This window comes from Dactylosporangium sp. NPDC049140 (assembly GCF_040648435.1).
Genome location: NZ_JBEZDS010000025.1, coordinates 136,962 through 161,598, shown reverse-complemented (window position 1 = coordinate 161,598; position 24,637 = coordinate 136,962). Strand labels below are relative to the sequence as shown.

Annotated in this window: 25 protein-coding genes; 13 read left to right on the top strand and 12 right to left on the bottom strand. The window is 70.6% G+C overall.

What is annotated here, in order from left to right; all coding sequences use genetic code 11:
- The first annotated feature begins 280 nt into the window (after positions 1–280).
- The 5 genes from AB0B76_RS33560 to AB0B76_RS33540 all read left to right on the top strand — a co-directional run bounded on the left by AB0B76_RS33560 (position 281) and on the right by AB0B76_RS33540 (position 4,599).
- A complete protein-coding gene (locus tag AB0B76_RS33560; protein ID WP_360382901.1) occupies positions 281–658 on the top strand; it encodes a hypothetical protein in 378 nt (125 codons plus the stop codon).
- A 905-nt stretch (positions 659–1,563) separates the two neighbouring features.
- Positions 1,564–1,944 carry a hypothetical protein gene (locus AB0B76_RS33555; RefSeq protein WP_360382899.1) on the top strand — a complete coding sequence of 127 codons (381 nt, stop codon included), beginning with the start codon at positions 1,564–1,566 and terminating at the stop codon, positions 1,942–1,944.
- Between the two features lie 701 nt (positions 1,945–2,645).
- Positions 2,646–3,086: a tautomerase family protein gene (locus AB0B76_RS33550; protein ID WP_360382898.1), complete on the top strand. Its 441-nt coding sequence runs from the start codon at positions 2,646–2,648 to the stop codon at positions 3,084–3,086.
- 180 nt (positions 3,087–3,266) lie between these two features.
- Complete coding sequence (locus tag AB0B76_RS33545) at positions 3,267–3,464, top strand: hypothetical protein (RefSeq protein ID WP_360382896.1); 198 nt, start codon at positions 3,267–3,269, stop codon at positions 3,462–3,464.
- Between the two features lie 349 nt (positions 3,465–3,813).
- Complete coding sequence (locus tag AB0B76_RS33540; protein ID WP_360382914.1) at positions 3,814–4,599, top strand: RNA methyltransferase; 786 nt, start codon at positions 3,814–3,816, stop codon at positions 4,597–4,599.
- 53 nt (positions 4,600–4,652) lie between these two features.
- Here the strand turns inward: AB0B76_RS33540 and AB0B76_RS33535 are convergent, their stop codons facing one another.
- Positions 4,653–5,774, bottom strand: a complete 1,122-nt coding sequence (locus tag AB0B76_RS33535; RefSeq protein WP_360382895.1) for an SPFH domain-containing protein — start codon at positions 5,772–5,774, stop codon at positions 4,653–4,655.
- 5 nt (positions 5,775–5,779) lie between these two features.
- Positions 5,780–6,214 (bottom strand): NfeD family protein, encoded by a 435-nt coding sequence (locus tag AB0B76_RS33530; protein WP_360382894.1) that lies wholly within the window; start codon positions 6,212–6,214, stop codon positions 5,780–5,782.
- Positions 6,215–6,325: 111 nt separating this feature from the next.
- On the opposite strand from AB0B76_RS33530, the gene AB0B76_RS33525 reads away from it, so the two are divergent.
- Complete coding sequence (locus AB0B76_RS33525; protein WP_360382892.1) at positions 6,326–7,651, top strand: serine hydrolase domain-containing protein; 1,326 nt, start codon at positions 6,326–6,328, stop codon at positions 7,649–7,651.
- 345 nt (positions 7,652–7,996) lie between these two features.
- Here the strand turns inward: AB0B76_RS33525 and AB0B76_RS33520 are convergent, their stop codons facing one another.
- Positions 7,997–8,806, bottom strand: coding sequence for a DUF3097 domain-containing protein (locus tag AB0B76_RS33520; protein WP_360382891.1), 810 nt, complete (start codon positions 8,804–8,806; stop codon positions 7,997–7,999).
- A gap of 75 nt (positions 8,807–8,881) precedes the next feature.
- Between AB0B76_RS33520 and AB0B76_RS33515 the strand changes: the two genes are divergently transcribed.
- Positions 8,882–9,664, top strand: coding sequence for a hypothetical protein (locus AB0B76_RS33515; protein ID WP_360382889.1), 783 nt, complete (start codon positions 8,882–8,884; stop codon positions 9,662–9,664).
- 12 nt (positions 9,665–9,676) lie between these two features.
- Here the strand turns inward: AB0B76_RS33515 and AB0B76_RS33510 are convergent, their stop codons facing one another.
- The 7 genes from AB0B76_RS33510 to AB0B76_RS33480 all read right to left on the bottom strand — a co-directional run bounded on the left by AB0B76_RS33510 (position 9,677) and on the right by AB0B76_RS33480 (position 16,616).
- On the bottom strand, positions 9,677–10,465 hold the full coding sequence (locus AB0B76_RS33510) for an HAD-IIA family hydrolase (protein ID WP_360382888.1): 789 nt from the start codon (positions 10,463–10,465) through the stop codon (positions 9,677–9,679).
- Between the two features lie 23 nt (positions 10,466–10,488).
- A complete protein-coding gene (locus AB0B76_RS33505) occupies positions 10,489–11,493 on the bottom strand; it encodes a ferrochelatase (RefSeq protein WP_360382886.1) in 1,005 nt (334 codons plus the stop codon).
- 268 nt (positions 11,494–11,761) lie between these two features.
- Positions 11,762–12,535 carry an enoyl-ACP reductase FabI gene (gene fabI / locus AB0B76_RS33500; protein WP_360382884.1) on the bottom strand — a complete coding sequence of 258 codons (774 nt, stop codon included), beginning with the start codon at positions 12,533–12,535 and terminating at the stop codon, positions 11,762–11,764.
- 20 nt (positions 12,536–12,555) lie between these two features.
- A complete protein-coding gene (gene fabG, locus AB0B76_RS33495) occupies positions 12,556–13,260 on the bottom strand; it encodes a 3-oxoacyl-[acyl-carrier-protein] reductase (protein ID WP_360382912.1) in 705 nt (234 codons plus the stop codon).
- A 406-nt stretch (positions 13,261–13,666) separates the two neighbouring features.
- Positions 13,667–14,617: a VWA domain-containing protein gene (locus AB0B76_RS33490; protein WP_360382883.1), complete on the bottom strand. Its 951-nt coding sequence runs from the start codon at positions 14,615–14,617 to the stop codon at positions 13,667–13,669.
- Positions 14,614–15,477 carry a DUF58 domain-containing protein gene (locus AB0B76_RS33485; protein WP_360382910.1) on the bottom strand — a complete coding sequence of 288 codons (864 nt, stop codon included), beginning with the start codon at positions 15,475–15,477 and terminating at the stop codon, positions 14,614–14,616. Before AB0B76_RS33485 ends, AB0B76_RS33490 begins: the two co-directional genes overlap by 4 nt.
- 56 nt (positions 15,478–15,533) lie before the next feature.
- On the bottom strand, positions 15,534–16,616 hold the full coding sequence (locus tag AB0B76_RS33480; protein WP_360382882.1) for a MoxR family ATPase: 1,083 nt from the start codon (positions 16,614–16,616) through the stop codon (positions 15,534–15,536).
- Between the two features lie 283 nt (positions 16,617–16,899).
- Here AB0B76_RS33480 and AB0B76_RS33475 point away from each other — a divergent pair, with 283 nt between their 5' ends.
- From AB0B76_RS33475 to AB0B76_RS33465, 3 genes are read left to right on the top strand one after another with little or no spacing between them, the layout of a single operon-like run.
- Positions 16,900–17,109: an acetone carboxylase gene (locus AB0B76_RS33475; protein ID WP_360382880.1), complete on the top strand. Its 210-nt coding sequence runs from the start codon at positions 16,900–16,902 to the stop codon at positions 17,107–17,109.
- Positions 17,106–17,609: a PH domain-containing protein gene (locus AB0B76_RS33470; RefSeq protein WP_360382878.1), complete on the top strand. Its 504-nt coding sequence runs from the start codon at positions 17,106–17,108 to the stop codon at positions 17,607–17,609. The genes AB0B76_RS33475 and AB0B76_RS33470 overlap by 4 nt, the downstream gene beginning before the upstream one ends.
- Positions 17,606–18,925, top strand: coding sequence for a PH domain-containing protein (locus tag AB0B76_RS33465; RefSeq protein WP_360382877.1), 1,320 nt, complete (start codon positions 17,606–17,608; stop codon positions 18,923–18,925). Before AB0B76_RS33470 ends, AB0B76_RS33465 begins: the two co-directional genes overlap by 4 nt.
- A 39-nt stretch (positions 18,926–18,964) precedes the next feature.
- On the opposite strand, the gene AB0B76_RS33460 is transcribed toward AB0B76_RS33465, so the two are convergent.
- Positions 18,965–19,711, bottom strand: coding sequence for a Sir2 family NAD-dependent protein deacetylase (locus tag AB0B76_RS33460; protein ID WP_360382875.1), 747 nt, complete (start codon positions 19,709–19,711; stop codon positions 18,965–18,967).
- 1,100 nt (positions 19,712–20,811) lie between these two features.
- Here AB0B76_RS33460 and AB0B76_RS33455 point away from each other — a divergent pair.
- The gene (locus AB0B76_RS33455) at positions 20,812–21,231 is read left to right on the top strand and encodes a hotdog domain-containing protein (RefSeq protein WP_360382873.1); all 420 of its coding nucleotides are present in this window, start codon (positions 20,812–20,814) and stop codon (positions 21,229–21,231) included.
- Positions 21,232–21,477: 246 nt separating this feature from the next.
- Entirely contained in the window at positions 21,478–22,278 is an 801-nt protein-coding gene (locus AB0B76_RS33450) for an MBL fold metallo-hydrolase (RefSeq protein ID WP_360382871.1), read from the top strand.
- Between the two features lie 500 nt (positions 22,279–22,778).
- On the opposite strand, the gene AB0B76_RS33445 is transcribed toward AB0B76_RS33450, so the two are convergent.
- Positions 22,779–23,360 carry a TetR/AcrR family transcriptional regulator gene (locus AB0B76_RS33445; protein WP_360382869.1) on the bottom strand — a complete coding sequence of 194 codons (582 nt, stop codon included), beginning with the start codon at positions 23,358–23,360 and terminating at the stop codon, positions 22,779–22,781.
- A gap of 99 nt (positions 23,361–23,459) precedes the next feature.
- Between AB0B76_RS33445 and AB0B76_RS33440 the strand changes: the two genes are divergently transcribed.
- Positions 23,460–24,503, top strand: coding sequence for an alpha/beta hydrolase (locus AB0B76_RS33440; protein ID WP_360382867.1), 1,044 nt, complete (start codon positions 23,460–23,462; stop codon positions 24,501–24,503).
- Positions 24,504–24,637: the final 134 nt, after the last annotated feature.

The following is a 24,637-nucleotide window of genomic DNA, read 5'->3' as shown; positions in this document are numbered from 1 at the left end:
CCGGGAGGGCAAACGGGAGCGACTCTGCAATCCAGCGCGGCCGGCTCAATCCCGACAGCCAGCACTTCGGACAAGCCACTTCCCGGACCCGCTAGAGCCCACTCTAGAACACCGGCCCAGGCCGTCTCTTGACACAGAGGGGTGCCATGAGCGTGAACGTGATCAAGCGCGCCTTGCGGCAATAGAGTGCGGTCGGGCCGCTCGGCACCAGTCGGTTGACCATCGACCGCTCTGACAGGGTATGGTTATGATGGTGGCTCTACTCGAGGAAAGAAGCGGCATGGGCCGCGCGCTGTCAGCAGGTACCCGGCACCAGATCACCCGCTTCGAAGCGAGCCGTGGCCTGCCGCCTCTGGCGGTCGAGGACGCCTTGCGGCGTTGGGGGGCCTTCCTCGGTACGGTCGGTTGGCCACTGTATCTTCCGGAGCCGCACCTGCCGGGCCTTGACCTTTGGGATGACCGGGAACTCATCGAGCGGGCCATCACCGCGCTGGGTCGGCAGGCTGGCCGCGACCTTGCCCGGGTTGTTGCGCCTCTCGATGCTGACTTCCTGGCTCGGACACTGCCGAACCCCTGCGCACCCAAGGCGTGGCCCTGGTGGCGCCGCCGCTGTCACGACCTCGGCGACATCCTGAGAGTCCCGTCCCAGGCCCCGTAGCCCGCCGGTCGGCACCGTCAGCCTTGCCGCGGCACCGGGCAGGTTGCAGGTTGGGGCGTGCTTGTGGAGAGTCCAGCGTCTGACTCGGTAGGTACGGCAAAGGGGCTGTAGTCGATGGCCTCCGACGTCGGCCCATACGCACTCTTCTCGGCAGAACAGGAAGCCTCGGCCTCGCCGAGCCAGTCACGGTCTGTGACGAGCACTGACCAGCCGCCGCGCACCAACGGCGGCAGATCCGTACACGTCAGGGCATCGACGGTCGGCACCGTTGGGATTCCCGTCTGCCGCGATCGGCGGGCAGGATATCGGTTGCGACGGCCAGGTGATCCGAGCGCATCTGATCAGTCGGCCATGATGTCCGGGGCGTCCCCAACCTGTCGAGCGGTTCGACCGCGGTCAGCGTGCGGTCGTTGAAGCGAATTCGCCACACGGTCCCGTCCTTGGCAGTGACCGCGATTTCGTCCTTGCCCGTGACGTCCGCCCGCCCCAACCCCTTGACTAGAGGGGAGCCAGATGAGCGCACCTGATCTTGTCCCAACGGTGGATCAGTGCCTGCGAGCGCCGACGCGTGGGGCACCAGTCGCCATCCGGGCCCCCCGTCGTTGGGCATGATGGCGCGATGTTCTTCCGATGGTCGGCCGGGACGTGCAGCTTGCCGCCGGCCTGAACGCAGCGCCGCACACGGTCCCGTTGTCGCCGTTCCGGCGGTGCCCTCGGCCCGGTGGTGCCTGCCACATCGTGGCGACCGCGCCGCCGGCGGGCCGGCCGCGCCCGAAGTCGCTGGACAACGAGCGTGGCGACAACGGCTGTTTACCTGGGATCCGCGGGAGGGGCTCTGGCGGCAGATTCACCGCGGGTACGCGCACGATCCGCTGCGCCTGCCCGTAGCACTATGATCATCGGCCATGACGGGAAACCGCCGGAATATCGTGCTCGCCATCGCGGTCGGCGGTCTCGTGCTCGCCGGGATCGGCGTCGCGTTTGGCCACCATCGCGGCTCGCCCGCGAGACCGACGCAGGTCGCGGCGAGTGGTGTCGACTGCGCCGCGCTTCCGGTCCGGCAGCGGCCCTGGCCGGCCGACCGTCCCGGTTCTCTGATCCCCGCACATCCGACGACGGCGACGCTGTGCGAGACATCGCGACCGGGCACGGTAGCCCGTCCGGCCAACCCGCAGGTGATGACGACCGGCGCTGAGTTCTTCGCCGACCTGCTCAATGTCTTCATCGGCGCAGAGACGTCCGCGGCCGCCTCCCCTGGCGCCGCCGCGGCGCCTAACGAGCTTTAAGGGCTGAGGTTACGGCTGTTCATGGCTGGCGGATCGGCGTATGCCGGTGTCATGAGATATGCCGATAGCGGCGGCTTGACCGCTGCGGAGCGTGCCCGCCGGGAGCGGGTGCAGCTGGAGGCGGCCGAGTTGATGGAGGCCGGGGCCGGCGACCGGGAGATCGCTTTGAGGTTCCGGGTGTCGAGGATGTCGGCGAACCGGGCGCCGGGCGCTGGCGGCCGACGGCCGGGACGCGCTGGCTTCCAAGGGGGCCGGCGGCGCGAAGTGCAAGCTCACCCCGTCCCGGCTGCGCGGACTGGAGGCGGCATTGGATGCCGGCCCGGCCGCGTGGGGGTGGGACGAGGAGCAGTGCTGGACGCTGGCGGTGAAAAGCTCGGGGTGTCCGGGCACCACGAGCTGGAAGAGGCCCTCCGAGACAGGGCAGCCCCGAGTCGGACACGCCGGCAGAGCCTGGAGGCGGCTGAGCGGTGTGGAGTCCGGCCAGCAGGGTATTTCCCGGGAAGCGGTACAAGCTACGGATGAGGGCAAGGCGCCTCCGTGGTGACGTTCTGACCTGGTCGCGTTTTGGGGACTGATCCACTGCCAACTGAAGGCCGGCTCACCGTGCCGGGCCTCTCACGCACACCGGGCAGCCGTCTCGCTCTGAGGCGCCGCCAGGGAGAGTCTCCTGTTTCGGTCAATCATGGGAAAAGTGATCTATCATGCCAATCGCCCGAATCGACCTCGTAGAGGGGAAGTCGGCGGAATACCGCCGGACTATCGCGGACGTTGTGTACGACCAGATGAGCAAGCACCTGGGCGTGCCCGAAGACCGCTTCCAGGTCATCACCGAGCACAAGATCGAGAACTTCCTCTACGACCCCGACTACCTCGGTATCTACCGGTCCGAGAATTGCGTGTTCATCCAGTTGAGTTTCATCGCCGGCGCGACCACTGAGCAGAAGGCCGCGTTCTTCAAGGCCGTCGTGGACGAGCTGCACGAGAAGCTATACCTGCGGCGGGAAGACGTCTTCTTCCACCTGTTCGGCGTCGGCACAGCGGACTGGTCGATGGGCAACGGTGTGGGCACGTACAACAACGGGGTTCCGACGAATCGTCTCGACCCCAACTCGGTGCCGGCCAGCCCGGATGGCTCGAAATAGCAGAGGAGACCTACCGTGCGGAGGGTGCTGATCACAGGAGCCGGTACCGGCTCCTGCGAATGAGGTCGCGATTCGGCCTGGCGGAGAAGGGCTTCGAGGTCATCGCCGCGGTGGAGATCTAGGGGCAGGTCCAGATGCTCAAGCCCTAAATTTAGCCCACCCAGGTCATCGCACCGGCGCGTGTGCACGCCGGTCGATGACCTGACGCAGCTGGCGCTCGTGTTCGGCTACCCCGACAACTCCCGGTTCATGGTGGTCGTCGACCGCGTCTGCGGCGTGCTGGTCACCGACGAGCACGTCCGGACCTGGGCCGAGGGAGGCTGGTTCGACCCCGATGAGATTCCCAAGCTGTTCGCCGACGCCGCAACCGCTGGCTAGCGACCGCCCCCGCCGAAACATCCTCTATTCGGCAAAGTAGCGACCGTCCGCTCCGCCATGATCACGTGCGCGCACATCGGCAGATCCGGTAGCCGTCCTTTCACCAGGTTCCGCTACCCAACGTAGCTGGCCGCGGCTCGCGGGTGGATCAACGTCCGACCGCCGTTCTGATCGCGTCCGGCTCCAGCATGCTGCCAGGTGGGTACCAAACCCAACGGCCACAGCAACACCAGCAGCAACGCACAGACACAAGCCTGTGTCCCCGTCGCTTCGGACAGCCCGGCCCTCGGCTACGGTTGGTGATCCTTCCGTGGGGCAAGGCAGAATCGAGCGCGTGCAGGCCACCGACATGATCACCAACCCACTCGATGAGCGACTCGCCGACTACCGAGCACTCACCGACGTCGAACTCCGCACCCGTTGGGAACCACCCAACGGCCTGTTCATCGCCGAGGGAGAGCTCGTCCTCCGCCGGGCGCTCCGAGCCGGCTATCAGCTCCGCTCGGTCCTCATCGACGCCAAACGCGTCACCCAACTCGACGACCTGCAACTCGCCGGCATACCCCTGTACGCCGGCGACCAGACGACACTCGAGGCCATCACCGGCTTCCACGTCCACCGAGGCGTCCTCGCCTCGTTCCACCGCACACCCCAACGCGACGCGGCCGACATCCTCAGATCCGCCCAGCGGATCGCCGTACTCGAAGACATTAATAACCATACAAACGTAGGGGCGATCTTCCGCGGGGCGGCCGCGCTGGGCATGGACGCCGTTCTGCTCTCGCCGACGTGCGCGGATCCGCTGTACCGCCGCAGCGTTCGCGTGAGTATGGGCGAGGTGTTCGCGGTGCCGTACGCCCGCCTCGAGCCCTGGCCGTCCGCGCTCGATGCCGTGCGCGCCGCGGGCTTCACGCTGCTCGCGATGACCCCGGCCGCGGACGCCGTCGCGATGCGCGACCTGACGCCGGCGCAGCGCGCGCGCTCGGCGCTGCTGCTGGGCGCGGAGGGGCCGGGACTGACGGGCAGCGCGCTGGCGGGCGCCGACGTGCGCGTGGTCATCCCGATGCACAACGGCGTCGACTCGCTGAACGTGGCCGCCGCGGCCGCGGTGGCGTTCTACGAGCTCTGCCGCTGAACACGCCGAGGGCCGCCCACTACGGGCGGCCCTCGGTCTCGGTCGTGCGCGGGTCAGGCGTTGTCGCGGTCCGGCGCCGGCGGGGCGTCGAAGGCCACCGGGGAGACGGCCGGCGAGCCCGGGAGCTGGCGGGTGCCCTGATCGCCCGAGACCTGGGCCGCCGCGGCCGCGGCCTCGGCGTTCGCGGCCGCCGCGGCCTCTTCTGCGGCGCGCCGGGCCTCCAGGACCTCCTCCGACTCGGCCTCCTCGACCGCGTTGCGGTCGACGTGGCGCGAGCGCTCCTCGTTCGACATGGTGGCCATGCCGCCGAGGGCGCCGCCGATGCCCTCCAGGGCCTTGGTCAGCTCGACCGGCAGGATCCACAGCTTGTTGGACTGGCCGGCGGCGATCTGCGGCAGGGACTGCAGGTACTGGTACGCCATGACCTTCGAGTCCGGGTTGGCGACGTGGATGGAGTCCACGACGGTCCGGATGGCCTTGGCCTGGCCCTCGGCGGTGAGGATGCGCGACTGGCGGTCGCCCTCGGCGCGCAGTACGGCCGCCTGCTTCTCGCCTTCAGCGGTCAGGATCTGCGACTGCTTGAGGCCCTCGGCGTGCAGGATCGCGGCGCGGCGGTCCCGCTCGGCGCGCATCTGCTTCTCCATGGAGTCACGGATGCTCGGCGGCGGCTCGATCGCCTTGATCTCGACGCGGGTGACCTTGATGCCCCAGCGGCCCGTCGTCTCGTCCAGCACGCCGGAGAGGTGGCGGTTGATCTCGTCGCGGCTCGTGAGGGCCTTCTCGAGGTCGAGGGAGCCGATCACGTTACGCAGGGTGGTGACGGTCAGCTGCTCGATGGCCTGCAGGTAGGAGAAGATCTCGTAGGTCGCGCGGACCGAGTCGACGACCTTGAAGTACAGGACGGTGTCGATCGAAACGACCAGGTTGTCGGACGTGATCACCGGCTGGGGCGGGAAGTTGACGACCGCCTCGCGCTTGTCCACCTTGTTGCGCACCGAGTCGACGAAGGGCACCAGTACGTTGAGGCCGGGCGTGAGCGTCCGGCTGTACTTCCCGAGGCGCTCCACGACATACTCGACCTGCTGTGGCACCACCTTCACGGACTTGACGACGGTGATGATGCCGATGAGGGCGACGGCGATGATCAGCACCGCCAGGAACACGCTTGGATCCACTGGGCTCAATCCTTCCACACCATTGCGGTGGCACCCTTGATCTCGATCACCCGGACGCGATCGCCCGCGGCGAAGGTCTGCGTGGCGTCGTACGGCCGGGCCCGCCACAACTCCCCGTCGATCTTGATCATGCCGCTGTCGGTGTCGACATCCTCCAACACGAGCGCCATCGAACCCTCGATGGCCTCGACACCCATCTGGGTGTCGCGTTCGTCGCGGTGCATGTACCGGCTCAGCGTGGGCCGCACCGCCACGAATGACAGCGCGCTCACCAGGGCGAAGACGGCAGCCTGGACCGGCTCGTTGGCCCCGAGGGCGGCGGCCCCCGCGGCGGCGAACGCGCCGATCGCGAACATCAGCAGCACGAACGTGGTCGTGAAGACCTCCGCCGCGACGAGAACGGCGCCGACGATCAACCAGACGATCAGCCAGACATCCACACCTCGATCGTGTCACGCCGATGCTCGTCGCGTCGCCCTCAGTGACCGCCCGTCGCGGGATCCTTGCGAAACTGCCGCCACCCTCCCGCGCGGTGGACAGCTGGGCTGGTCGTGACCCCCGCGCCCCTCCTGCCCGAGACCACCACCCGCATCGATGAACTGGTCGCCCGCGCCCACGCCGCCGCCCGGGTCCCGACCCTGGTCGCGGGCGTTGTCCGCGACGGCGCCCTGACCCACACGGCCGCCGCCGGCCCCTACGCGGCCGGGCAGCAGTTCCGGATCGGGTCAATTACCAAAACCATGACCGCCGCCTTGGTACTCGCACTGCGCGACGAAGGCCGCCTGGCCCTCGACGACCTGCTCTACCGCCACCTGCCCGGCACCCCGGTCGGCGCCGTGACCCTCCGCCAGCTCCTCGGCCACGCCGGCGGCGTGCAGCGCGAGCCCGACGGCGACTGGTGGGAGCGCAACGGCGGTACCGACGTCGAGACGTTCCTGTCCACGCTGACCGCGGACAAGGTGGCGTACCCCCCGCTGCACGGTTTCCACTACTCCAACCTCGCCTACGGCCTGCTGGGCGCCGTGGTGAGCCGCCTCGGCGCCGACGACTGGTGCGAAATGCTGCACAAGCGGGTGCTGCGCCCGCTGGGCCTGGAGCGCACCACGTACGCCGCGGCGGAGCCGTTCGCGCGCGGGTACGTCATGCATCCCTGGCTCGACCGCATGCGCGAGGAGCCCCGCCTGGACGCCGGCGCGATGGCCCCGGCCGGGCAGCTGTGGTCGACGGTCGGCGACCTGGCCCGCTGGGCCGCGTTCCTGGCCGCCCCCGACCCGGCCGTGCTCGCGCCGGCGACGGTGGCCGAGATGTGCACCCCGGTGGTCCTCAGCGACCTGGAGTCCTGGCGCAAGGGCCACGGCCTGGGCCTGCAACTGTGGCGCCGCGGCGAGCGAGTCTTCGTGGGCCACAGCGGCTCCATGCCGGGCTACGTGTCCGTCCTGGCGGTACACCGCCCTTCGCGCACCGCGGTGGTGGCGTTCGCGAACGCGTACACGATGCATCACCCCGGCGGCCTGAGCGCCTTCGGCCTGAACCTGCTGGAGACCGTCCTGGAGCGCGAGCCGGCCCGCCCGGCCCCGTGGAAGCCGGGCGCACCCCCGCCGCCGGCCGTAGCGCCGCTGACGGGCCGCTGGTGGTGGATGGGCCGCGAGTACGAGGCCGGCTGGATCGAAGGCAACCTGACAATCACCCCGCTGACCACGGCGGACGCGCCGTGGCGCTTCGAGCCGGACGGCCCGGCGCCGGATCGCTGGCGGGGCCGCTCGGGCGAGAACGACGGCGAGCTGTTGCAGGTGCGCCGTGCGCCGTCGGGCGAGGTGGTGGCGCTGGACATCGCAACGTTCGTGTTCACCCGCGATCCGTGGCCGACGCTGGACTGACGCCTCGGGTTCCGGACCCGCGGGGATCGCCGCCCACACGCCGGAAGCAGTCGCGGGCCGTGCTCCGGGGCGCCCTGGATGCTCGGGTTTCGAGACCCGCGGCGATCACCATCCACACGCCGGAAGCAGCTCCAAGCCGCGCTCGGGGCGCTCGTTCGGGCACGAAAAGTCGGGCGCTCCGCGCCACGACTTTTCGAATTTATGCCCCGTCAGGCGATAAATCCGATATGTCGAGCGCAGCGGGGCGCGCCAGCGCCCGACATATCGGACTTCAGAGGTCTCGCCGGGCTCCGACACGAACATGTCGAGCACAGCAAGACGCCTCACCGCCCGACATGTCGGACTTCACACGTCCTCGTCAGGCTCCGTCACGAAGTCGATCAGCCGCTCCATCGAGTTGATCAGCGGCGTCTCCACGTCCCGGAAGCTCGACACCGACGCCAGAATCCGCCGCCACATGTCGGCCGGCTCGGCGACCCCGAGCGCCGCACAGACGCCCTCCTTCCAGGGCTGCCCCGGCGGCACGACCGGCCAGGCGCGGATGCCCACCGCAGCGGGCTTCACGGCCTGCCAGACGTCGACGTACGGGTGGCCGGTGACGAGCACGTACGGCGACTGCACCGACGCCACGATGCGGCTCTCCTTCGAGCCCGGTACCAGATGGTCCACGAGCACCCCGAGCCGCGCCACAGGACCGGGGCCGAACGCCCGGATCGCCCCCGCGAGCTCGTCGATGCCGTCCAGCGGCTCCACGACCACGCCCTCGATGCGCAGGTCGTCGCCCCAGATGCGCTCGACCAGCGCGGCGTCGTGGATGCCCTCGACCCAGATGCGGCCGCGGCGGGCCACCCGGGCGGTGTGCCCCGCAACGGCGATCGAGCCCGACGCGGTGCGCTGCCGCTGTGGCGGCTGCTGGCGCTGCGGCGCCGGGCGCACCAGTGTGACCGCGCGCCCCTCCAGCAGGAACGCGGCCGGGTCGAGCGGGAAGTTGCGCCGGTTGCCGTGCCTGTCCTCCAGGATCACGGCGCCGAACTCGAAGCCGACCACGGCCCCGCAGAAGCCCGAGTCGGCGTCCTCCACGACCAGCTCGAGCTCGGCCTCCACGACGGGTACCGCGCGCCGGCGCCGCCAGTCGTTGTTCGCCAGGACGTCCATGGCCGGGAAGCGTATCGGCTGACGGCCTGTTCGCCTGCGAGACATACCGGCACGTCAGCACGTACCCTTGCTCCCATGTCCCCCGCAGCACGCGCGGCGACCCTCCAGGCGCGCCGCTCGGCGCGTTTCGTGGCATGGGTCCGGGCGTGGCGCGCCGGCCTGGTGCCGTGCGACGACGCCGCCGCCGAGATCTCCGGCGACGAGGAGCACATGGTCTCCGACGTCCCCGGCACCTGGAAAGACGTGTCGCTCGCCGACGCCCTCCCGGCGTTGTCGAAGCTGCACCCGGACGAGGTTCGCCTGGTGCTGCCCGCGCCCGGCGACCCCCGCGGCCTGCCCGGCCCGGGCCCGTTCACCGGGGCGGCCATCCTCGCCGGTGAGGGCGTGGTCGCGGGCGGGCTGGGCTTCGTGCCGGAGGTACGCCTGCACACGTCGGGCTCGGGCGACGAGTTCGAGACGGTGCGCTGGCAGGTCTTCGCGCTGCCCGAGGAGCGGCCCGGCAACCACGAGGCGAGCACGGCCGAGGCCGAGGCGGAGCTCTCCGCGGAGCTGGCCACGGCGACGCGTACCCTCGCCAAGCTCGACATCGCCCAGTGGCGCCCCGAGCTGGCCGGCGCCATCGAGGCCCTCCGCAAGCCGGACGGCGCGACCGACCTCCCGCCGGGCTACGACCCGCGGGCCCGCCGCCTCTACGCGCGGGCGAGCATCCTCGACCGCGTGCTGGCCCTCGCCGAGCACGCGGCCCCGGGCGGCGCCATCAACGGCTACGAGGTACAGCAGCGCGACGCCGCCCTGCGGCCCCTGACCACGGCGTGCCGCCGGGCCCTGGTGGCCGCCTGCAACGCCCCGCTGCTGTAGCTCGCCGGACCGTCAGACCTCGTTGATGAGGTGGGCGACGGACGGGATGATGCGCGAGGGGCGGTACGGGTAGCGCTCCACGTCGGCCGTCGTGCTGATGCCGCTGAGCACCAGGATCGTCTCCAGCCCGGCCTCCAGCCCGCACAGGACGTCGGTGTCCATGCGGTCGCCTATCATCGCCGTGGTCTCGGAGTGGGCGTCGATGCTGTTGAGCGCCGAGCGCATCATCATCGGGTTGGGCTTGCCGATGAAGTACGGCTCGATCCCCGTCGCCTTCGAGATGAGCGCGGCGACCGCGCCACAGGCCGGCAGGGCGCCCTCGTTGGACGGCCCGGTGGCGTCCGGGTTGGTGCAGATGAACCGGGCGCCGTCGTTGATGAGCCGGATGGCGGTGGTGATCGCCTCGAAGGAGTACGTCCGGGTCTCCCCCAGCACGACGTAGTCGGGCTCGGTGTCGGTGAGGATGTAGCCGACCTCGTGCATCGCCGTGGTGAGCCCCGCCTCGCCGATGACGTAGGCGGTGCCGCCGGGGCGCTGCGTGTCGAGGAACTCGGCGGTGGCCAGCGCGGAGGTCCAGATCGCGGACTCCGGCACGTCGAACCCGATGCGGCGCAGCCGGGCCTGCAGGTCACGCGCGGTGTAGATCGAGTTGTTGGTCAGAATCAGGAACGGCTTGCCGGACGAGCGCAGCCGGTTGACGAACTCCGGTGCGCCCGGCACGGGCTCGCCCTCGTGCACGAGGACCCCGTCCATGTCGGTGAGCCAGGACTCGATGGGCTTGCGTTCTCTCACGCGCAACATACTCCCTCAGATACGTTTCGGGCTCACGCGCGTTTCGGTGACGCGCAGCAGTCGGCCGGGCAGAAGTCCCAGGTGGGGACGGTTCCGAGCGCGTGACGCACATTACTGTGAGCAAGGACGCGCTCGTCGACCAGCTCTCGGATCATGTCCACGAACCGCGGATCGGCTCCAGGGGTGGCCGCCCGGGCGTAGGCGAGCCCGAGCCGCCCGGCCGTCGCCTTCGCCTCGGTGTCGAGGTCCCACACCACCTCGAGGTGGTCGGAGATGAAGCCGATCGGGCTCACCACGACCTCGCCGACCCCGTCCTTGGCCAGCGCCTCCAGGTGGTCGTTGACGTCCGGCTCGAGCCACGGCACCTGCGGCGGCCCGGAGCGGCTCTGCCAGACCAGGTCCCAGGCCAGCTCCGGGGCGGCGTCGGCGGCGACCAGGGCCGCCGTCTCGCGCAGCTGGGCCTCGTACCGGCCGGCGCCGCCGGGCCCGCTGGCCGCGTTCATGGCCGTGGGGATCGAGTGCGCGGTGAAGACGAGCCGCGCCGGCGCCGCGCCGGGCAGCGAGGCCAGCGCCGCCCGCACGGCGTCGGCGTGCGGAAGGACGTAGCCGGGATGGTCGTGGTAGTGCCGGATCTTGTCGATGACCGGCGCGCCCGGCACCTCGGCCCGCGCCCGATCGATGTCGTCGAGGTACTGCCGGCACGACGAGTACGACCCGAACGGGCTCGTCACGAAGGCGATCGCGCGCCGCACGCCGTCGTCGCGCATCTGCCGCACGGTGTCGGCGAGCATCGGGTGCCAGTTGCGGTTGCCCCAGTAGATCGGCAGCTCGAGCCCCGGGCGCAGCGCCTCGATCAGCTCGCGGCACTGCCCGTTGATCGGCGAGACCCCGCCGAAGTGCCGGTAGTGCCCGGCGACGGCCTCCAGGCGCTCCCGCGGGATGCCCCGGCCGCGGGTCACGTTCTCCAGGAACGGCAGGACGTCGTCCTGCCCCTCCGGGCCGCCGAACGAGAGCAGGAGGAACGCGTCGTAGTCCACGCGGCCATTCTCCTCCGGAGGGATTTTTTCCAAGGCTCGGGTCCGCGTCACCTGCGGACCGTTGCTCCCGCCAGAAATCCCGGCGTCCGTGCCGCCAAGAGCAAAACCGACATGCCGGCCGCTCCGCGGCCGAACCAACCGACACAACAATCCGATATGCCGGCCGCTTCGCGGCCGAACCGACCGACATATCGGATTTTTCGCCCGACAGGGTATACGCCGGAATAAACAAAGGGCCCGGCTCCCGCCGGGCCCCTTCGGTGCCTGCTCAGGCGACGCCGCCGATGGCGTGGTACCCGCCGTCGACGTGCACGATCTCGCCCGTCGTGGCCGGGAACCAGTCCGACATCAGCGCGCAGCAGGCCTTGCCCGCGGCGGCCTGGTCGTAGAGGTCCCAGCCCAGCGGCGCGGCCTTCGACCAGGTGTCCTCGAACACCGCGAACCCGGGGATCGACTTGGCCGCCATCGTGCGCAGCGGCCCCGCGGCCACGAGGTTCACGCGGATCCCGCGCGGCCCGAGCTCGCGCGCCAGGTACCGCGACGTCGACTCCAGCCCCGCCTTGGCCACGCCCATCCAGTCGTAGACCGGGTACGCCCGCGTCGCGTCGAAGTCCAGCCCGACGATCGAGCCGCCCGGGCCCATGAGCGGCAGGCAGGCCACGGCGAGCGACTTGAACGAGAAGGTCGACACGTGCACCGCGGTGGCGACGTCCTCCCACGGCGCGGTCAGGAAGTCACCGCCGAGGCAGCTGGCCGGGGCGAAGGCGATGGAGTGCAGCACCCCGTCGAGGCCGTCCACGTGCTCGCGCACCTTGTCGGCCAGGCCGTCGAGGTGCTCCTGGTTGGTCACGTCGAGCTCGATCACCGGCGCTTCCTGCGGCAGCCGCTTGGCGATGCGCTCCACCAGCGACAGCCGGCCGAAGCCGGTGAGCACGACCTTGGCGCCCTGCTCCTGGGCGAGCTTCGCGGCGGCGAAGGCGATCGACTGGTCGGTGATGATCCCGGTGATCAGCAGCCGTTTGCCCTCGAGAAGTCCTGCCATGATTGCGGAGTCTCCTAAACCTAGTGGCCCATGCCGAGGCCGCCGTCGACGGGGATGACGGCGCCGGTGATGTACGCCGCGGCGTCGCTGGCCAGGAACGTCACCACGTCGGCGACCTCCTCGGGCCGCGCCATGCGCCCCAGCGGGATGTTCTTCTTGTACTCGGCCTGCGTCGCCTCGGGCAGCACCGCCGTCATGTCCGTCTCGATGAACCCGGGCGCGACCACGTTGGCGGTGATGTTGCGGCTGCCCAGCTCCCGCGTGATCGAACGGGCCATGCCCACCAGGCCGGCCTTGCTGGCGGCGTAGTTCACCTGGCCCGGGCTGCCGTAGAGGCCCACGACCGACGAGATGAAGATGATCCGGCCGAAGCGGGCGCGCAGCATCTTGCTCGCGGCGCGCTTGGCGCAGCGGAACGAGCCGGTCAGGTTGGTGTCGATGACCCCGGTGAACTGCTCCTCGCTCATGCGCAGCAGCAGCGTGTCCTGCGTGACGCCGGCGTTGGCGACGAGCACCTCGACGGGGCCGAGCGCGTTCTCGACCTCGGTGAACGCGGCGTCCACGGCGGCGCTGTCGGTGATGTCACACTGCACGCCGAAGAGGCCCTCCGGAGCGCCGGAGCCGCGGTGCGTCACGGCGACACGGTCGCCCTGCTTGGCGAACGCCTGCGCGATCGCCAGTCCGATCCCTCGGTTCCCGCCGGTGACCAGCACGGTCCTCGCCACGGTGCCGCCTTTCGTCGAGCTCATGAAAATGCTGTAGGGAGAGTAGGCGCTACCGCGTGGTAGGAGCTAATGCGCCGGGTGGCTGATGCCCGCAGTGGCGCGGAGGCGTACGATTGCGTCGTCCGACTCCCGGCCGCGATGACGGCTGGACTCGATTCGCTGCCCGTCCGGCACGGCAGCCGCTCCAACGGAGGTGATCGCTGTGCGAAGTAGCGATCCCTCCAGTCGTGGCCGGTAACAGCACAACACCCGCCACGGCTTCCGTGTGTCTGTTCTCTCCTTCTGCCTGAGACAACACCCGTTGGAGCATTCCGTGAGCCGTTTCGTCGCGCCCGTTGGATTTTTCCTGGCCGCCGCGTGGGTCGCCGCCCTCTTCTTCATGGTCGGCGCCCACTGACCGCCCGCGCTACGGCAGCCGCGAGCCCCACAACAGGCTCAGCGCGCCCGCGCACAGCGCCATCAGGAACCCGAAGCCCAGGTACCACTGGGTGATCTCCCGCGGCTTCGTGCGGTAGCCGATGGAGCTGCCCATGTCCGTGTACACGCGCTTGAGCTCGTCCTTGCTGGCGGCCTCGTAGAAGTACCCCTTCGTGACCTCCGCCACCTTCTGCAGCGACGGGCGGTCGACCGGCACCCGCTGCGGCGTGTTGCCGATGCGCACCACGCCCTCGTCGGTGCCGAACGCGATAGTCGACACCGGCACGTTCGCCGCCGACGCCGCCGCGGACGCGTCCTCCAGCGAGCGGCCCGCGGTGCGGAAGCCGTCGGAGAGCAGCACGATCCGGGCCGGCGGCGGGCCGTTGGCGCCGTCGGCGGGCACCGTGCGGATCGCGTCGAGGCTGGTGAAGACCGCCTCGCCGGTCGCCGTCGACTCCTGCAGCGTCAGGCCCTCGATGGCCTGCAGCACCGAGTTGCGCTCCTTGGTCGGCGAGACCAGCACGCTCGCCGTCTTGGCGAACGAGACGAGCCCGACGTTGAAGCTCGCCGGCAGCTGCTTGACGAAGTCCGCGGCCGCCGACTTGGCCGCGTCGATGCGGGTCGGGGCCACGTCGGTCGCCTGCATGGACAGCGACACGTCGATGGCGAGCATGATCGTGGCGCGCTCCAGCGGCTCCTTGGTGTCGACCGAGGGCCGCGCCATGCCGAAGGCCAGAATCACCAGGCTGAGCAGGAACGCCGCCGCGCTGACGTGCCGGCGCACGCCGATGCCCTTGGGCACCAGGCTGCTGAGCAGGTCGACGTTGGTGAAGCGCACCGCGAACGCGCGGCGGTGCAGCTGGCGCCAGACGTACACCCCGATGATGCCCGCGACGGGCAAGAGGGCGAGCAGCCACCACGGCGAGAGCAGTCGGATCATCGGGTCGTTCCTCGAGTTCGGGCGTGTCGCTGGGCCGCGACGAACCGGACGATGTCCAGGAGCCAGTCGGAGTCGGTGCGCAGCCGCAGGTGGGCCGCGTTCGCACCGCGCAGGGCCGAGGCTATCTCGGCCCGCTGGGCGGCGGCCGCGTGCGCATAGCGGTGCCGCAGCTTCGGATCGGCCGTCTGTACCTCGTGCATGCGCCCCGTCTCGGGGTCCACGAGCGCGATGACGCCGACGTCGGGCAGCTCCAGCTCCCGCGGGTCGACGACCTCGACGGCGAGCAGGTCGTGGCGCACGCCGAGCTTGCGCAGCGGCCGCGCCCACTGCTCCGGCGGCGTCATGAAGTCGGAGATGACCACGGCCATGCCGCGCCGCCGCGGGGGCCGGTTGAGCATGTCGATGAGCGCGCCGAGGTCGGCGCGGCCGGGCCGGCCCCGGGTCAGCGCGATCGTGCGCAGCAGGCCCTGCGCGTCCTTGCGGCCCGGGCGCGCGGGGAGACGGGTCAAGGCATCGGCGGTACCGACGACGGCTCCTATGCGGTTTCCACCACGGACCGTCAGGTGCGCGACGGCGGCCGAGGCGGCGATCGCGAGATCGCGTTTGAGGTGGTGCGCGGTGCCGAAGTCGAGGCTGGCACTCAGGTCGACCGCGAGCCAGGTCTCCAGCTCCCGGTCGGCGACGGTCTGGCGCACGTGGGGCAGCGTGGTGCGGGCGGTCACCGGCCAGTCCATGCGGCGCACGTCGTCGCCCGGGCGGTACTCCCGCGACTCCCCCGCCTCCGTGCCCGGCCCCGGCAGCAGGCCGAGGTAGTCACCCTGCAGCAGCCCGTCGAGCTTGCGCGTGACGAGCAGCTGCATGCGGTTGAGGACGACCTCCGCGCGGGCGTCGTCCAGACCGGTGCCGCTCTGGATCTTCACCGCCCCGGCCAGGTGGTGATGGTCGTCGTCGCGGGCTGGCCCGGCTGTCCGGCCGCTCCGGCGGGGGCCGTGGTGGCCTGCTGGCGGGGCGCGACGGTGGGCGGCGGCACGGCCGCGAGCACCCGGCGCACGACGTCGTCGGCCGGGATGTCGTCGGCGAGCGCGTCGTAGGAGAGCACGAGCCGGTGGCGCAGGATGTCGGGGGCGATGTCCTGCACGTCCTGCGGCAGCGCGTAGTCCCGGCCGCGCAGCAGGGCCAGCGCGCGGCAGGCCCGCACGATGCCCAGCGAGGCGCGGGGGCTGGCCCCGTACTGGATCAGGTGCGCCATGTCGCCCAGCCCGTGCTCGGCCGGGGCGCGGGTCGCGACCACCAGCCGCACCGCGTAGTCCACGAGCGCGTTGTGCACGAAGACGTCGTCGGCCTTGTCCTGCAGCGCCATGAGCTCCTCGGTGGTGAGCACCGCCTGCGGCTCCGGGGTCTTCACGCTCACCCGGTAGACGATCTCGCGCTCCTCGGCGTCGGTCGGGTACCCCACCTGGATCTTCATGAGGAACCGGTCACGCTGGGCCTCGGGCAGCGGGTAGACGCCCTCCTGCTCGATCGGGTTCTGCGTGGCCATCACCAGGAACGGGCGCGGCACTTCGTAGGTCTCGCCGCCGATGGACACCTGCTGCTCGGCCATGACCTCCAGCAGCGCCGACTGCACCTTCGCGGGCGCCCGGTTGATCTCGTCGGCGAGCAGGAAGTTCACGAACACGGGCCCGAGCTCGACGTCGAACTTCTCGCTCGACTGCCGGTAGATGCGGGTGCCGACGATGTCGGCGGGCACCAGGTCGGGGGTGAACTGGAGTCGCGAGAACGTGCCGCCGACGACCCGGGCGAGGGTCTCCACGGCGAGGGTCTTGGCCACGCCGGGCACGCCCTCGAGCAAAACGTGGCCGCGGCTGAGCAGCGACACGAACATCCGCTCGATCATGCGATCCTGACCGACGATCACCCGCTTGACCTCGAACAGGGCGCGTTCGAGCACCGTGGCGTCCTGGGCGGGGGTCGAGACAGGGTTGCTCGGCTGGGTCACCGGTCCTCCACGCGCATTTGTCCTTGAAGTAAACGTAGCGTTCTTCGAGTAAACCTAGCGTCGCACGGCGCGGCGACCGACCGCGATCCGATGCTCCTGAGAGCCTACTGGGAGTTGTCTTCCCGACCGCTTGGACCGATATATCGGACATGCGGCCATCGATTCCGGGGATTTTCGTCACCGGCCGCGCGCCACGACTGGACACCACCCGTACCACAGCGGGTACGATTCACCCGTCGCCGGGCGGCTTCCCCCGTGGCCGCCCGGCGCTCACACTCTTCGCGTGGAAGACCTTCAGTGCTCCGCGAAGGGGTGCCGTTCCCGGGCCGTCTGGCAGCTGCTGTGGAACAATCCGAAACTGCACACACCCGACCGGCGGAAGATCTGGCTGGCCTGCGACGAGCACCGGGCGTCGCTGTCGGAGTTCCTCGGCGTGCGCGGATTCCTGCGTGAGACCAGGCCGATCGATGCTCGGGATAGGCTCGAGGAGTGAACCCAACGGTCGCACCCGATCCGCTCCGCCCCTGGCCGGACACGGTCGGGTGGCGGCCGATCTCGCCGCGGTACTACCTGGTCCGGCTGGCCGCGCTCACCGCCTGGGTGCTCCTGCTCACCGCCGCCGGCGTGGTCGCCGGCGTCCTGTGGTCGGCCTGGTTCCTGCTCGCCGCCGGTCTCGTGCTGGCCGCCGGCGCCGTCCGCGCGTTCTTCATGCGCCGCTCGATCCGCGCCTGGGGCTACGCCGAGCGCGCCGAGGACCTCCTGGTCCGCCACGGGCTGCTGATCCGGCGGCTGTCCATCGTGCCGTACGCGCGGATGCAGTTCGTCGACGTGACCGCCGGCCCGTTCGAGCGCGCCGCGGGCCTGGCCACGGTGACCCTGCACACCGCGGCCGCGGCGAGCGACGCGACCGTGCCCGGCCTGGAGGCCGCCGAGGCCACCCGGCTGCGCGACCGGCTGGCGGCCCTGGGCGAGATCCGCGAAGAGGGCTTGTGACCACGCCGCTGACCCTTCCCCGTCGGCGGCTGCATCCCCTGACGCCACTGGTACGCGGTGCCAAACTGGTGGCCCTGGCCGCCGTGGCCGTCTCCTGGCGGGGGCTGTCCGACCTCGGCCTGCTGCACTGGCTGATCGCCATGACCGTCATCCTCATCGGCGCGGTGCTCGTGTCGGCCGTGGTGTGGGCCGTGACCGGCTTCGAGGTCGTCGGCCGCGAGCTGCGCGTGCACGAGGGCCTGCTGTCGCGCCGCGTGCGGACCATCCCGCTGGAGCGCGTCCAGGCGATCGACGTCGTCCGGCCCGCCCTGGCGCGCGTGTTCGGCCTGGCCGAGCTGCGCCTGGAGGTGATCGGGGGCGGCAAGACCGAAGCCCCGCTGGCGTACCTCACCGTGGCCGGCGCCACCGAGCTGCGCGCCTCCCTGCTGGGCCTGGCCACCGGCGCCGAGCCCGCCGCGCCCGAGGCCGAGCGCCCGCTCTTCGCCGTGGCCAACGGCCGCCTGCTGCTCGCCCAGCTCCTCACCCCGCAGACCCTCTCCGTGCCCATCGGCGCCGCGTTCGTGATCTGGCCCGCGCTCAGCCACCCGGACTGGACCCTGATCGGCGCGGCCAGCACCATCACCGCGTTCCTGGGCGTCTTCCAGGTGCCGGTGCGCCGCGTGCTCGACGAGTACGACTTCCGCATCACCGACGACGGCACCGCCCTGCGCGTGCGGCAGGGCCTGCTCAACAAGCGCAGCCAGTCGGTACCGCCGCGGCGGGTCCAGGGCGTGAAGCTGACCTGGCCGCTGCTGTGGCGCCCGGCGGGCTGGGCCCGGGCCCACATGGACGTCGCCGGCTACGGCGGCCACGGCGAGGAGCAGTTACGAGCGGGCACCCTCGTCCCCGTGGCCGCAACGCCCGACGCGGCATGGGTGGCGTCGACGGTACTGTCGGCCGCCGTCATCGCCCCCGTGGACGTCATCGCCCTGACCGTGACCGGCCCGCCCCGACGCGCGCGCTGGCTCGCGCCGTTCGCGTGGTCGCGCATCGGGGTAGCGGTGACCGAAGACGTGGTGGCCGTGCGCGAGGGCGTACTGACGCGCGAGCTGGTGGCGGTACCGCTGGCGCGCGTGCAGAGCGTGCGGGTCGTACAGGGCCCGCTGCAGCGCCTGCTGTCCCTGGCCACGGTGACGGTGGACACGGCGGGCGGCCTGAACGCAACAGCGCGCCTGCGCGACGCCGACGACGCGTACCGCCTGGCCGACGAGCTGGCCATCCGCTCAAGGGCAGCGCGCCGCACCTTCACGGCGCGCGTGACGGCCACCGGCTCGTGAGCACTCGCGCGTTTTTCTCGGCTGACGGACCTTCTCACCTCATGCGGTGGCCACGCCCACCAACTCGGGCAGGACTTCCCCGATCGGCTCCCGGATGACCTCATCGGCGATGGCGTCGTAGGGCGTCTCGGCATCATTGAGGATCACGACCCGAGCCCCCTGCTTGGCCGCAACCGCCACCAGCCCCGCCGCCGGGTGGACGGTGAGCGAGGTCCCGACGGCCACAAACGTCCGGCAGTACATCGCCGCCTCGGCCGCCGCCGTCAGCGAGGCCATGTTCATCTGCTGCCCGAACGAGATCGTCGCCGACTTGAGCATCCCCCCACACCCGAGACAGGCGGGATCGCTCTCCCCGGCCCGCACCCGCTCGAGCGTCACCTCCATCGCCCCGCGCGCCCCACACTGCAGACACTCGGTCTCATGGATGGTCCCGTGCAGCTCAATGACCCGGTCCGAGGCAAGCCCAGCCCGCTGGTGCAGCCCGTCGATATTCTGCGTGACAACGGAGTCGAGCAGCCCGGCCGCGTCGAGCTCGACGAGCGCACGGTGCCCAGCGTTGGGCTCCGCACCCCAGGCCGGATGGGTGAGCCGCTCCTGCCAGGACCGCCGCCGCACCGCCGGATCCCCGACGTAGTGCTCGATCGACGACAGCTTCATAGCCTCCGGCTCCCGCGTCCACACACCTTGCGGCCCCCGAAAATCCGGAATCCCGGAGTCGGTGGAGATCCCGGCGCCGGTGAGCACAACCACTTTGCCGCGCGCGAACCACTCGGCAGCCTCATACATGGCGCCCAGCGTAGGACCCCGCCAAGAGACTCGGCTTCCCGTTTTCCGCCGCCAGCGCACTGACGCACTCGCGCACTCGCCTTTCTGCCGCCGGCGCACTCGGGCACTGACGCACTTGCGCGCTCGCGCACTCGGGCACTCGCACACTCGGGCACTCGGGCACTCGGGCACTCGGGCACTCGCACACTCGGGCTCCGCCGCTCGCGCACTGACACACTCGCGCACTCGCACACTCGGGCTCCGCCGCTCGCACACTCGCGCACTGACGCATTCGCACACTGAGCATTCGCACACTGCCGCGCTCGCGCACTCGCGCACTCGCGCTTCCACCGCCCGCGCACTCGGGCACTGACGCACTCGCGCCTCCGCCGCTCGCACACTCGCACACTCGCGCACCGCCGCTCGCTCACTCGTGCGTTCAGCGTCCGCGCATCCGTGCGCCCGCACCCGATGGTCGTTCGCGCGTCCGTCCGTTCGAGCAACCGTCCGTTCGAGCAACCGTCCGTTCGCGCAACCGTCCGTTCGCGCAACCGTCCGTTCGCGCGTCTGCATCCCTGCGTCGCGCATCGTCCGTTCGCGCAACCGTCCGTTCGCGCAACCGTCCGTTCGCGCGTCTGCATCCCTGCGTCGCGCATCGTCCGTTCGCGCCACCGTCCGTTCGAGCAACCGTCCGTTCGAGCAACCGTCCGTTCGCGCAACCGTCCGTTCGCGCAACCGTCCGTTCGCGCGTCTGCATCCCTGCGTCGCGCATCGTCCGTTCGCGCCACCGTCCGTTCGCGCGTCTGCATCCCTGCGTCGCGCATCGTCCGTTCGCGCCACCGTCCGTTCGCGCGCCTGCATCCCTGCGTCGCGCATCGTCCGTTCGCGCAACCGTCCATTCGCGCGTCTGCATCCCTGCGTCGCGCATCGTCCGTTCGAGCATCGTGCGTCCGCTCATCGTGCGTTCGCTCATCAGGCGTTCACAAACTCAACGCAAGCGCCTCCGCACGCCGATGTTCGTGCGTTCGCGCCTCCGGTCCCCGCCCGTTTACGCAACAAGCAGCCACAAACACCACCCCACACCGGACAACGTTTGTGCTAAAAGCACTACTCTTGGGGGTATGCAGCCGAGCGAGCGCCCCACGGTCGATGCCACCCCCTGGGTCGGCGCCGTCACCCGCGTCGAGCTCACGGTCACCGACGCCGACACCGCACAGGCCATGGGCTCGGGCGACGTCCCGGTCCTGGCCACCCCGCGCATGCTGGCCCTGGCCGAGGCCGCAACGGTGGGCGCGACCGCAAGCCGCCTCCCACCCGGCTACACGACCGTGGGCACCCGGGTCGACCTGGAGCACCGCGCCGCCACCCCGATAGGCGGCCGCGTGGTGGCCGAGGCCCGCCTGGCCAAGGCCGACGGCCGCCGCCTCATGTTCGAGATCGTGGTCCGCGACGCCAACCAGGTCGTGGCGGAGGGCCGCGTCGAGCGGATCCTCGTCGAGCGCGCCCGCTTCCTGGCCAAGGCCATGGAGGACCGCGGCTGACCCGGCCCCGGGAGACCTGATGACGGCGCTGAGCGAGCTCGCCACCGCTTCCTGGCCCGAGGCGCCCCGGAGGATCGCGACCGCCCGGTCCAAAAGGCCTGATGACGGCACCGCCCGGCAAACCCACCCTCGGCCAAGACCATGGACGCCCGGCCCGGGAGACGTCATGACGGCGCTGCCCGCCTTCGACACCGCTCCCCGGCCAAGACCATGCAGGACCGCGCCCGACCCGTCCAGGGAGATCACATGACGGTGCTAAGGGAAATTGCCGCGGGTGTACACGTACTGCGCCATCCCGTCCTGGACGTCAACGCCACCCTCGTAGTGGGCGGCGAGGCGGCCCTGGTCGTCGACACGCTGTCGACCGCAGGGCAGGCGCGGCAACTCCTGGCCGCGGTACGCCGGGTGACGCCCCTCCCCCTCCAGGTCGTCAACACCCATCACCACTTCGACCACTGCTTCGGCAACATGGTCTTCACCGCCGACGACTGCCCGATCTGGTCCCAGGAGGAGGCCGCCGCGCTGGTCGGCCCGGCCCTGCGCGACCGAGCAGTCTCGAACCACCCGGACCTGGCCACCGACCTGGCCGCCGTCACCCCGACGCCGGCCACCCGCCTCGTCCGTACCGCCATCGACCTGGACCTGGGCGACCGCCCGGTACAGCTGCGCCACTACGGCCGCGGCCACTCGATCGGCGACCTGGTCGCCCTGATACCGGACGCGGACGTCCTGGTAGCGGGCGACCTGATCGAGGAGAGCGGCCCGCCACAGTTCGGCGACGCGTACCCGCTGGACTGGCCGGACACCGTAGCCGCCCTAATGGCCGCCCTCACCCAGGAGACACAGGTGGTACCCGGCCACGGCGCCGTGGTGACCCGCCGATTCGTCGCAGCCCAGCACGAGCAGCTCGCGGCCCTGGCGTGGCTGATCCGCGAGGGCGACGCCGACGGCGCCCCGCCGGAGCGGGTAGCGGCGAAGTCCCCGTTCCCGCAGGAGATCACCCTCCCGGCCGTACACCGCGGCTACCTGCACCTCAACCAGCCCTGAGGCCCGGCGAACGCGCCCCGCCGCCGAACCCGCCCCACCCACAGACCGTCGGACCTGTCGCACGCGCGCACCGTCGCACGGGCGGCACCGTCCTCGCCCCCAGGTGGTCACCCAACTGCTGCCGCGGCACCGCGCCCACCCGCCGGACCTGCCGCGCACCGTCACACGGGCCGCACCGTCCTCGACCCCCAGGTGCTCGCCCAGCTACTGCCGCGGCACCGCGCCCACCCACTCCGCCTGCCGCGCGCACCGTCGCACAGGCCGCACCGTCCTCGCCCCCCAGGTGGTCACCCAACTGCTGCCGCGGCACCGCGCCCACCCGCTGGACCTGCCGCAAGCGCACACCGTCGGACCTGCCGCACCCACCCACGTCGGACCGAAACGTGGGGACGCTCGTATCGCCCGATCGACGGTTCGCTCACCTACGACTGAACCGATCGCTCACATCCATGGTCCGAACGAACACTGACCGAGCGCACATGCGCACGCAAAGCGCCCACTCACACACCCTGGCCGAGACGTTCGCTCACCGCGCGCAGTGCGAACGCAAGATCCCGCCCGCTCATCGCCTGCTCCGGCACCGCCAGATGCTGCACGACGACACCCGTGAGCAGTGCGTGGTAGAAACCGCCGATCACCCGCGCGAGCTCCGGCTCCGCGGCGGGGTCGATGCCGTGGAACAGCGCCGCCAGCCCCGCCTGCGCCTGGTCCTGCGCCTCCGCCCACGCGGCCGGCGGTGACGGCTGCCGCCCGAGCTGCGTCACCACCTCGAACTGGGTCGTCCACAACGAACGGTTCGCGGTGACCGAGGCGATCACACTCGTCCACACCGCCTCGAAGCGCTCGGCCGGGTTCTGCACGTCCGCGGCCCCGCGCAGCGCACGCTCCATCTCGTCGCCCCACTGCTCCAGCGCCCGCTGCAGCGCCTCGTTGAGCAGGGCCTCGGTGGTCCTGAAGTGATAGTTGATCGCCGCCAGGCTCACACCCGCCGCCCCGGCGATGTCGCGCGCGGTAGTCGCTGCGTACCCCTTCTCGAGCAGGCACTGCAGCGCCCCGTCGAGGAGCTTCTCCCGGTTACCCATGTCTGAAGCATACGTCTGAGAATTTTGTCTTGTACAATTGTCTTAGAATTCTGTACAGTCAGATCCATCGAAGCCGGCACCAAATCGGGGAGGCCCACAATGTCCGCTCTCGTCATCACCGCTGCCGCCGCAGCCACTGTCGCCGCCGCGCCGCTCGCCTACCGCGCAATCCGCAAGCACCAGCGGGCCGTCGACGCGCGCATCGACACGCCGAACGGTGTCGTCGAGGGCCGCTACGTCACCATCGGCGGCGTCGAGCAGTGGCTGCAGATCCGCGGCGAGGACCGCGCCAACCCGGTGCTGCTCGTCGTGCACGGCGGCCCCGGCTCGCCGTACTCGGTGTTCACCCCCGTCCTGCACGAATGGGAGCAGCACTTCACCGTCGTGCACTGGGACCGGCGCGGCGCGGGCAAGACCCTGCGCCGCAACGGCTTCCATGCCGAGCAGCTCGACTTCGACCTGATGGTCGACGACGGCATCGAGGTCGCCGAGTACCTGCGGCAGTACTTCGGCCAGGACCGCATCCTGCTCATGGCCGGCTCGATGGGCACGATCGTCGGCCTGCCGATGGTCAAGCGCCGCCCCGACCTGTTCTGCGCGTACGTCGGCACCGACTTCTACGTGAACATGGTCGAAAACGAGCGCAAGGGCCGCATCGACACCATCGAGCGTCTGCGCACCGCCGGCAACCGCCGCGGCGTGGCGGCGCTGGAGAAGCTCGACGCCGACCCGCGCACCTGGGACGTCAAGAGCTGGGGCACCCGCATGCAGTGGAGCATGGGCACCGACCCGACCACCGGTAACGCCGCGCTGACCCGGCTGTTCAAGCTGCTGCTGACGAAGCCGGACTACTCCCTCGCCGACGTGTCGGCCTGGCTCAAGGGCTTCGGCAAGACCCGCGACACCATGTTCGAGCAGTTCATGCGCTGGGACGCCCGCGCGCTGGGCACCACGTTCGAGGTCCCCTTCTACCTCTTCCAGGGCGCCCACGACGTGGTGACGCTGACCGACCCGGCGGTGGAGTACTTCGCCGAGATCGAGGCCCCGCAGAAGGAACTGGTCCTGATCGACAACGCCAGCCACTTCTGCGCGTTCAGTCAGCCCGCCCAGTTCCTCGGCGCCCTGCGCACCGTCCGCTGCTGACAAACGCACAATCCAGCGCCACCGCTCAACGGCGACCGGCCACCGCTGGAGTTCCACGGCAACCGAAGCAACCGCGCACACTCAACCAACCGAACAGCTCATCCACGCACGACACACCGTCGCGCTGCTGACGA